Annotated in this window: 8 protein-coding genes; all 8 read right to left on the bottom strand. The window is 62.0% G+C overall.

All coding sequences use genetic code 11. From position 1 onward, the window contains the following. Window positions 1–57: 57 nt before the first annotated feature. The 8 genes from ABVS03_RS08960 to atpG all read right to left on the bottom strand — a co-directional run bounded on the left by ABVS03_RS08960 (window position 58) and on the right by atpG (window position 8,188). Window positions 58–1,446 carry a phosphoglucomutase gene (locus tag ABVS03_RS08960; RefSeq protein ID WP_330971495.1) on the bottom strand — a complete coding sequence of 463 codons (1,389 nt, stop codon included), beginning with the start codon at window positions 1,444–1,446 and terminating at the stop codon, window positions 58–60. Window positions 1,447–1,453: 7 nt separating this feature from the next. Continuing rightward, complete coding sequence (locus ABVS03_RS08955; RefSeq protein WP_368018832.1) at window positions 1,454–2,350, bottom strand: UTP--glucose-1-phosphate uridylyltransferase; 897 nt, start codon at window positions 2,348–2,350, stop codon at window positions 1,454–1,456. Between the two features lie 182 nt (window positions 2,351–2,532). Continuing rightward, on the bottom strand, window positions 2,533–3,456 hold the full coding sequence (locus tag ABVS03_RS08950) for a homocysteine S-methyltransferase family protein (protein ID WP_368018831.1): 924 nt from the start codon (window positions 3,454–3,456) through the stop codon (window positions 2,533–2,535). A gap of 6 nt (window positions 3,457–3,462) precedes the next feature. Continuing rightward, window positions 3,463–3,885, bottom strand: a complete 423-nt coding sequence (locus ABVS03_RS08945) for a metal-dependent transcriptional regulator (protein ID WP_330971498.1) — start codon at window positions 3,883–3,885, stop codon at window positions 3,463–3,465. Between the two features lie 158 nt (window positions 3,886–4,043). Continuing rightward, entirely contained in the window at window positions 4,044–5,327 is a 1,284-nt protein-coding gene (murA, locus tag ABVS03_RS08940; RefSeq protein ID WP_368018830.1) for a UDP-N-acetylglucosamine 1-carboxyvinyltransferase, read from the bottom strand. Between the two features lie 11 nt (window positions 5,328–5,338). Continuing rightward, window positions 5,339–5,773 carry an ATP synthase F1 subunit epsilon gene (gene atpC / locus ABVS03_RS08935; protein ID WP_330971500.1) on the bottom strand — a complete coding sequence of 145 codons (435 nt, stop codon included), beginning with the start codon at window positions 5,771–5,773 and terminating at the stop codon, window positions 5,339–5,341. A gap of 10 nt (window positions 5,774–5,783) precedes the next feature. Further along, window positions 5,784–7,274, bottom strand: a complete 1,491-nt coding sequence (gene atpD / locus ABVS03_RS08930; RefSeq protein WP_330971501.1) for a F0F1 ATP synthase subunit beta — start codon at window positions 7,272–7,274, stop codon at window positions 5,784–5,786. Then, a complete protein-coding gene (gene atpG, locus ABVS03_RS08925; RefSeq protein WP_330971502.1) occupies window positions 7,274–8,188 on the bottom strand; it encodes an ATP synthase F1 subunit gamma in 915 nt (304 codons plus the stop codon). The genes atpD and atpG overlap by 1 nt, the downstream gene beginning before the upstream one ends. Between the last annotated feature and the right edge of the window lie 3 nt (window positions 8,189–8,191).

Here is an 8,191-nt window from a genome sequence, read left to right as displayed (position 1 = left end):
TATGCTGAAAAGAGCGCCCTCCGGCGCCCTCTTCAGCATCCCCTCTTTTCAGCCGTCTCAGAACGACTCGAGCATGCCCACGCTCGACTTGAGCAGGGCATCGCGCTCCTTTGCCGTATGGGCCTCTGCATAGACCCTGACGGTCGGCTCGGTCCTCGATGGCCTCACCATCGTCCATGACCCATCATCGAAGGTCAGCTTGAGCCCGTCGCCATGCGATACCTGTGAGGGTGCCTTGCCAGCCACGCTTGGCGGATTGAGGCCGGGAAGCAGGAGGCGGAACGACTCTATCGCCCCATAGTCGAGGCGCACATCGCGCCTGCCGTAGAAGAAGGAGCCGATATTCTGGTCGAGCTCTTCCACAAGCTCGCTCAGGTGCTTCCTGCGTGCAGCGACATATTCGACAAGAAGGAGCGCGGCCAGAAGGCCATCGCGCTCCGGGAAATGGGATGGCAGGCAGACCCCGCCATACTCTTCGGTCGCCAGGAGCACGTCTCCATCCCACATCTCGCTGTAGAGACGTCCGAATCCGACGAGCGTCTCTGTCATATCGAGCCCCAGGCGCTCTGCCTGCGTCTTGATGCTTGCCGAGCACGAGATAGTGGCCACGATGCGGCCCGTCTCATGCCGGTCACTTGCCAGATGGTCCATAAGGAGCGGCACGAAGGCCTTCGGTGCGAGCAGCACTCCCCTGTCATCCACCGCTGTTGCGCGGTCTGCATCCCCGTCGAAGACGAGGCCGAAATCTGCGTGCTGTGCGACGATGCTGCGTTCGCACTCGTCGACCCAGGGCTCTGTCGGATCGGGATGGATGCCGCCGAAGTCGGTGCTCGGACCTCCGTGGATCTCTGACACCTCGCACCCCATGCCGCGCAGAAGCTCTGCCATATAGCCTGAGGCTGCCCCATACATGGGGTCCACGAGGACCTTGAGATGGGCCGAGGCGATGAGGTCACAGTCGACCTTCGATGCGATGTCAGCCAGATAGGCAGTCATGAGGTCGGCATGCTCGAACGTGCCGCGCTCGAGAGGTGCGACAGGCGCGATGAGCTCCTCGACCTCATCCATGAATATGCGGGAGGCAGGGCTTCCGTCTGCCATGCGCAGTATCACTCCGCCGTAGTCGGCATCGGCCTCGGAAGCCGTGATCATGATGCCGCCTACAGCCATTGCGTCCTGTGCAAGGTTCCAGCCGAGTGCAGGCAGAGGACAGGGCCTGTCCGACACCTTCACATGCAGGCCTGCCGCAGCAAGAACGCCCGCCGCGACATCTGCGAGTTCGCAGGCATCGCGGCGGGTATCGTATCCGACCAGTATCGTTGCGCCGGAACGCGTATCCGACCAGAGGACGGCAAGCGCCTCTGCGATGCGGGCGACCGACGAGGCATCGAACCCCTCGCCATAGCGTGCCCGCCAGCCACGCGTTCCGAACCGGATGATTCCCATAAGGCTCCTAGAGCTTGACCTCCCCGAGCGCCTCCTTGAAGGCAGTCGCCAGGCTGGGGTCTTCGAGTGCCATGCGTGCGTTCGTGGCCGCCCAGGCTGCAGGAGTGCCGGTATCGCAGCCCTCTGCCGGATCGACCACCAGAGCGTACATTTCCTCTTCGTCAAGCAGCTTCAGCATCGAATCGGTGAGCTGGATCTCTCCGCCGGCGCCCGGCGCCTGCGTTGCCAGGAGCTCCATGACGCGAGGGGTAAGGAGATAGCGGCCGACGATGAAGAGGTGGGACGGTGCGTCCTCCTTCTTCGGCTTCTCGACCATGCCCGAGAGCTTCCAGACCGCGCCTTCAGACTCGGGATCGGTGACATCTGTGCCGTCGAGCATGCCAACACACTCTCCAGCGACGATGCCGTAGCGGCTGACCTGGTCCTCAGGGACGGGCGCCACCGCGATGACAGAGCAGTTGTTGTGGGCCTTCGAGACCTCTGCCATCCTCACGCACATCTGGCGGTCAGGCACGAAATAGTCGCCGAGGAGGACAAAGAACGGGTCTCCGTCCATCTTGTCTGCTGCGCAGTGGATGGCATGTCCGAGTCCCAGCGGCTTCTCCTGGTAGACGAAGGAGACCGGAAGCGCGCTTGCTGCTGCGACCTTTTCTGCCAGCGCATCCTTGCCATGGGCATGCAGATATGCCTCGAACTCCTCGTCCTTTGCGAAGTAGTGCTCGATCTGCGGCTTCATGCGGGAGTTCACGATCACGACCTCGTCGACTCCCTCAGGCTCGAGTGCCTCTTCCACGACGTACTGGATGACCGGCTTGTCGATGACGGGAAGGAGCTCCTTCGGCGTGCACTTCGTGGCCGGGAGGAAGCGGGTTCCGAGTCCTGCAGCTGGAATGATGGCTTTCATGGAATTGACCTTTCAGAAGCATTGTTCAGTCATTTGCACTATCAGTCAGCCTGTTCAGGATAGCGCTCATTGCCTTGTACATGCCACCCATCGGCTTGTGCGGCCCGACATTGCGCCGCAGACGGCACAAATCTGCCTGTCTTGCACGGATGCTCCACAATTGGGGCCCCGAGTCTCCATCCCTAGAGATCGAGCTGGTCGAACGTGTCTGCCATGACGCCAGCCATTTCAGGGCCGGCACCTTTGCCCGGGCCGACAAGGCGGATGCCAGCACGTACAAGGTCGGCTATAGCCGTCGCCACGGCATGCATGCTGTCGAGGCGCGAGCGGTCCGTCCGGGCGCCGCGCTCCGTCGTGTCGGCAATGCGCACGAGCAGAGATACGCCTGCCTCAGCCGCTGCCTCGGACAGACGGTCCGAAAGCGCGCAGGCGCTGACCGCATCGAGCCCTTCGACACCGAGCGTGGCAAGCCCCAGCTTTCCTGCTTCTGCCACCGCATCGAAGACCGAGGCCCCGTCTGCGAGATTGTGTCCGGAGTCGAGCACGACAGAGCCGATGATCGGACGGTAAGCTCCCAGCTCGCGGGCGATTGCCGCATAGCCTGCACCCTTGGCAGCAGCCCTCAGGTGCGCCAGATCAGGCATCGAAGCCAGCAGCAGCCCATGCACGCCCTTCGAGATGAGGCAGCGTGCCTCATCCTCATAGGCCCTCACTGCTTCATCTTCTGACGAGGCATCGTCCAGGCAGCTCGGACCGAGCGCGCCTACGACGAAGGGGGAAGCACTCCTGAAGGCAAGACGCACGCCACGCGCGCAGGCATCCTCCATGCGGATGCCAGTGCCTTCCTTTGCAAGCGTCGGTGCCGAGCAGCGCTCCGTGAACGTCACGGCGACATCTGCACCCACATCGTGATAGATTCTGTGGGCATGGGCCACCGTCTCCTGCTCGAACATGAGCCATTCAGCGTCGGTCACCTCTTCGCCCGACGGGAACTCCGACAGGATGTAGCGGATATCCCCCGGGAAGACGAGCGTGCCCTTCCCATCAGGCGCCAGGAGCTCGCTCAGGCTCTGCGCCGCCTCATCATCTGCATCAAGCTCAGCCATAGGCCCTTACCTCTCGAATGTCACGCCCTGCTTCTTCATGTACTCGATCCAGCGCTTCTGCGTATCGTGGGAGAGTGCATGCTCCATGAGGCAGGCCTCTTCGTCTGCCGTCTCGGGCTCGACACCCAGATCGTTTGTGAGGAAGCTCCTGAGCACGCGGTGGCAGAGCCACACGTGCGCAGCGTATTCCTTGCCTTCCGGCGTGAGCGTGACCTTGCCATAGCGGGTCTGCTCGACCATGCCGGATTCCTTGAGCGTCGAGAGCGCCTTGTTGACCGAGGCCTTCGAGACCCCGAGCTGTTCAGCCACATCGACCGACCGCACGCCGTCCGTGCTTACCGCCTCTTTCGAAAGCCGGTAGATCGACTCGAGGTAGTCCTCGTTTGCCATCGTCAGGCTATGCTCCGGCGCGATATCGTTTCTTGCCATATGCTTCTCCGCATCCAAAGTTGCTGTCTGCGTTCTCTTACCCATCTTGGGCGCATCTGCATGCAGCCCATTTCAGACGAGCATACCAGACCCTGCCTCCGCATGAAAAAAGGGCACAGCCTTGAAAGCTGCGCCCTGAAACGTTCAATGAGTTCCTATCAGAGGAAATCCTCGTCGTCGGCCTCGATCGTCTTCCTCACGACGTGGGCTCCGAGGGACTGGAGCTTATCGACGAAGCGCTCGTAGCCGCGGTCGATATGGTGGATTGCCGATACTGTCGTCGTGCCTTCCGCGACAAGGCCTGCCATCACAAGGGCAGCGCCACCACGGAGATCGGGCGACTTCACCTGCGCACCCTGCAGGGTCTTGACGCCGTGCACGATTGCGTGGTGTCCCTCGATCTTGATGTCTGCTCCCATGCGGTTGAGCTCGGAGGCAAACATGAAGCGGTTCTCGAAGATGTTCTCCGTGATGATGCAGGTGCCTTCGGCAAGCGCGAGCACGCACATGGTCTGGGCCTGCATATCGGTCGGGAATCCCGGATACGGAAGCGTCTGGATATCGACAGGACGCAGGCTTCCCATGCGGGACACGGTGCAGCAGCGGCTGCCGCGCTCGACCTTCATGCCCATCTCTTCGTACTTCCTGAGCACGAGCCCCAGATGCTGCGGCTCGAAGCCGCGGACCGTGATCGGATCCTTCGTGAGTCCTGCCATCGCGAGGAAGGTGCCCGCCTCGATGCGGTCGCCGACGACCGCATGCTCGACCGGGTGGAGCTCCTTCACGCCTTCGACCTCGATGATCGGAGAGCCTGCACCCTTGATGCTGGCGCCCATCTCGTTCAGCATGTTCGCGAGATCGACGATCTCAGGCTCGCGTGCGGCATTGTCGATGGTCGTCGTCCCTTTTGCGAAGACGCTTGCCATCATCAGGTTCTCTGTCGCGCCGACCGAAGCGAACTCGAGCGTCACCATGGCGCCCTTGATGCCATCAGGTGCCGACGCATGGATGTTGCCGTGGTCGATCTCGAACTTCACGCCCAGGGCCTCAAGGCCCAAGATGTGCATATCGATCTTGCGGGCGCCGATGTTGCAGCCGCCAGGCATAGCGACAATGGCCTTGCCGAAGCGGGCAAGCAAGGGGCCAAGCACTGCCGTGGAGGCGCGCATCTGGGCAACGAGCTCATAGGGCGTCTCCCACTTGTCCACGTTCGAGGTATCGATCACGAGGGTATGGGTGTCGCGCACCTTGATTGTAGCGCCGAGACGCTTCAACACCTTCCCCATCACATGGACATCCGAGATGTTCGGGACGTTCGTGAGCGTCGTCGTGCCGGGCGCCATGATCGTTGCCGCCATGAGCTTCAGCGCGGAGTTCTTTGCACCCTCGACCGTTACCTCGCCTGTGACGGGATAGCCGCCCTCTATCTGGATAACTTCCATGTACTTCCTATCTATGCGGTCTGCTTGGCCGCAGCCGTCGGCGCTTCCTTCAGAAGGAGGTCGCACCAGTCGATCTTGTTCTGGTAGTACGCACGGCGGTGGTCGTCTTCCGGCAGGGCGTTCTTTGCATTGAGCGCCTTCTGCTTCGTCTGCTCGACGACGACAGGATCGATATCATCGATGTCGCGGGCATGGTCGGCCAGCACGATGACCGTGTTGTTGTCGATCTCGGCATAGCCGCCGGAAATGACGATACGACGCAGGTCGCCGCCATCCTCCTTGCGGCGGGTGATGCGCATGACGCCGTCGCCCAGAGCGAGGATCTCAGAGGCATGGCCCGGCCAGACGCCGACTTCGCCGGTATATGAGACAAGCACGACATGGGCGATAGGCCCCTCAAGGAGGAGCCTATCCGGTCGCACTATCTGACAGGTGAGTTCTGCCATCTGTACTTCCCTACTCAGCCTCGGCGGAGCCCTCCGCCTCGGCCTTCATCTTTGCTGCACGTGCACGGACATCGTCGATGTTGCCGGCATTGCGGAATGCCTGCTCGGGGATATCGTCGCATTCGCCGTCGATGATGGCAGCAAACGAGCGGACGGTATCTTCGACCCTGACGTAGACGCCCGGCTGGCCCGTGAACTTCTCGGCCACGTGGAACGGCTGGGAGAGGAACTGCTGGACCTTGCGGGCACGGTTGACGGTCTGGCGCTGCTCTTCGGAGAGCTCGTCCATACCGAGAATGGCGATGATGTCCTGGAGGTCGGAGTACTCCTGTAGGATCTCCTGCACGGCCGTGGCGACACGGTAGTGCTCTTCGCCGACGACAGCGGGGTCGAGGGCGGAACTGGAGGAGGCAAGAGGATCGACTGCCGGGTAGATGCCAAGCTGGGTAATGGCACGCGAAAGGACCGTCGTGGCGTCGAGGTGCGTGAACGTCGTGGCAGGTGCCGGGTCGGTCAGGTCGTCTGCCGGGACATAGACTGCCTGGACAGACGTAATCGAGCCCTCGCGCGTCGAGGTGATGCGCTCCTGCAGGTCGCCCATCTCCGTTGCGAGCGTCGGCTGGTAGCCGACTGCGGAAGGCATGCGGCCAAGAAGTGCGGAGACCTCAGAGCCTGCCTGCGAGAAGCGGAAGATGTTGTCGATGAAGAGCAGGACGTCCTGGCCCTGATCGCGGAAGTACTCTGCGGTCGTAAGGCCGGCAAGAGCGACACGAAGACGTGCTCCAGGTGGCTCGTTCATCTGTCCGTAGACCAGGCAGGTCTTGTTGATGACGCCAGACTCGCTCATCTCGAGGTAGAGGTCGGTACCCTCACGGGTACGCTCGCCGACGCCGGTGAAGACGGACGTGCCGCCGTGCTCCTGTGCCAGGTTGTTGATGAGCTCCTGGATCAGGACGGTCTTGCCGACGCCTGCGCCACCGAAGAGGCCCGTCTTGCCGCCGCGGACATACGGCTCCAGGAGGTCGATGGCCTTGATGCCGGTCTCGTAGACCTCCATGGTCGTCGTCAGGTCCTCGAAGGCAGGTGCCGGACGGTGGATCGGATAATACGCGAGTCCCTCAGGCATGGGCTTGCCGTCGACCGGCTGGCCCATGACATTCCAGACGCGGCCGAGCGTTGCCTCGCCGACCGGCATCATCATAGGCTGGCCCGTATCCTTTGCTTTGAGGCCACGCTGCATGCCGTCGGTCGATGCCATGGCGACCGTACGGACGACACCGTGCGGAAGCTGGGACTCGACTTCGAGCACCACATGGACCTTGCCCATGGGGGTCTCGCCGTCGACGATGAGGGCGTTGTAGATGTCAGGCACCTGGTCGTCGAACGCGACGTCGACGACAGCGCCGACGATGCGCACGACGGTGCCGACACCGGCGCTATGCTTGCGGTAGTCGCGCGCAAGCGCCTCGAAGTCGACGCTGTTCTTTTCTTGTTCTGCCATCAGTTGTCCTCCAATGCGGACGCACCGCCGATGATCTCGTTGAGCTCGGTAGTGATGGAGCCCTGCCTGACGCGGTTGTACATGCGCGAAAGCGATGTGATGACCTCGTTCGCGTTGTCCGTAGCGGACTGCATGGCGCGACGGCGTGCGCCATGCTCTGCTGCGGCGGAGTCAAGCAGCGCGTGGAAGATGACCGTCCTGATGTAGGCCGGCATCAGATATCCAAGCACCTTGGAAGCGCTGGGGTCGAACGTGAACTCCGTATAGAGCTCGTGTCCGACATGCTCGAGCGCCTCGGGATTGCGCGGTGCGTTAGGAATGACAAGATCCTCGGTACGCACGGGCAGGAGCTGCTCGGTGACCTTGTCCTGGTCGACCCTGTTGCGGGCGTGCATGTAGTAGAGCATGACGCGGTCGATGGTCTCGGCCTTGTAGCCGTCCATGACATAGGAGGCGATACGGTCTGCCTCGTCCATCGTCGGCTCGGAGGAGATGCCCACGAAGGACATGACCGGCTCGAGGCCGCGGTAGGTGAAGTAGTCCGTAGGCTTCCTGCCGCACGTGATGAGGAGGCTCTTCTTGCCCTGGCGCTTCAGGGTCTCCATCTCATGCTGGACCTCGCGCTGGAGATTGATATTGAAGCCACCAGCAAGGCCGCGGTCGGATGCGATGAGGATGAAGAGGACGCACTTCTCCTTGTCGTGCGTGGCCAGGAGCGGCTGCGACAGGTCGACGCCGGCATTGGCGACGTTTGCGAGCATGCGCTTGATTGCATCCTTATAGGGTGCTGCCTGCTCGGCGCGCTCCAATGCCTTGCGGATCTTGGCGGTGGAGACCATCTCCATCGTCCTCGTGATCTGCATCGTCGCTGTGACGGAGGAGATGCGCTTGTTTATCTCGCGAAGGTTCGACATGTG

The sequence above is a fragment of the Olsenella sp. AGMB03486 genome, from assembly GCF_040884255.1.
GTDB classification, from domain to species: domain Bacteria; phylum Actinomycetota; class Coriobacteriia; order Coriobacteriales; family Atopobiaceae; genus Olsenella_L; species Olsenella_L kribbiana.
The sequence above is the reverse complement of the archived record's forward strand: the minus strand, read 5'-3'. Positions and strand labels throughout refer to the sequence as shown.

What these genes read in the sequence shown, in the direction of transcription:
- ABVS03_RS08960 (WP_330971495.1), bottom strand. Translation starts at nt 1,446, where the DNA reads ATGGGAATCATCCGGTTCGGAACGCGTGGCTGGCGGGCACGCTATGGC.
- ABVS03_RS08955 (WP_368018832.1), bottom strand. Translation starts at nt 2,350, where the DNA reads ATGAAAGCCATCATTCCAGCTGCAGGACTCGGAACCCGCTTCCTCCCG.
- ABVS03_RS08950 (WP_368018831.1), bottom strand. Translation starts at nt 3,456, where the DNA reads ATGGCTGAGCTTGATGCAGATGATGAGGCGGCGCAGAGCCTGAGCGAG.
- ABVS03_RS08945 (WP_330971498.1), bottom strand. Translation starts at nt 3,885, where the DNA reads ATGGCAAGAAACGATATCGCGCCGGAGCATAGCCTGACGATGGCAAAC.
- murA (WP_368018830.1), bottom strand. Translation starts at nt 5,327, where the DNA reads ATGGAAGTTATCCAGATAGAGGGCGGCTATCCCGTCACAGGCGAGGTA.
- atpC (WP_330971500.1), bottom strand. Translation starts at nt 5,773, where the DNA reads ATGGCAGAACTCACCTGTCAGATAGTGCGACCGGATAGGCTCCTCCTT.
- atpD (WP_330971501.1), bottom strand. Translation starts at nt 7,274, where the DNA reads ATGGCAGAACAAGAAAAGAACAGCGTCGACTTCGAGGCGCTTGCGCGC.
- atpG (WP_330971502.1), bottom strand. Translation starts at nt 8,188, where the DNA reads ATGTCGAACCTTCGCGAGATAAACAAGCGCATCTCCTCCGTCACAGCG.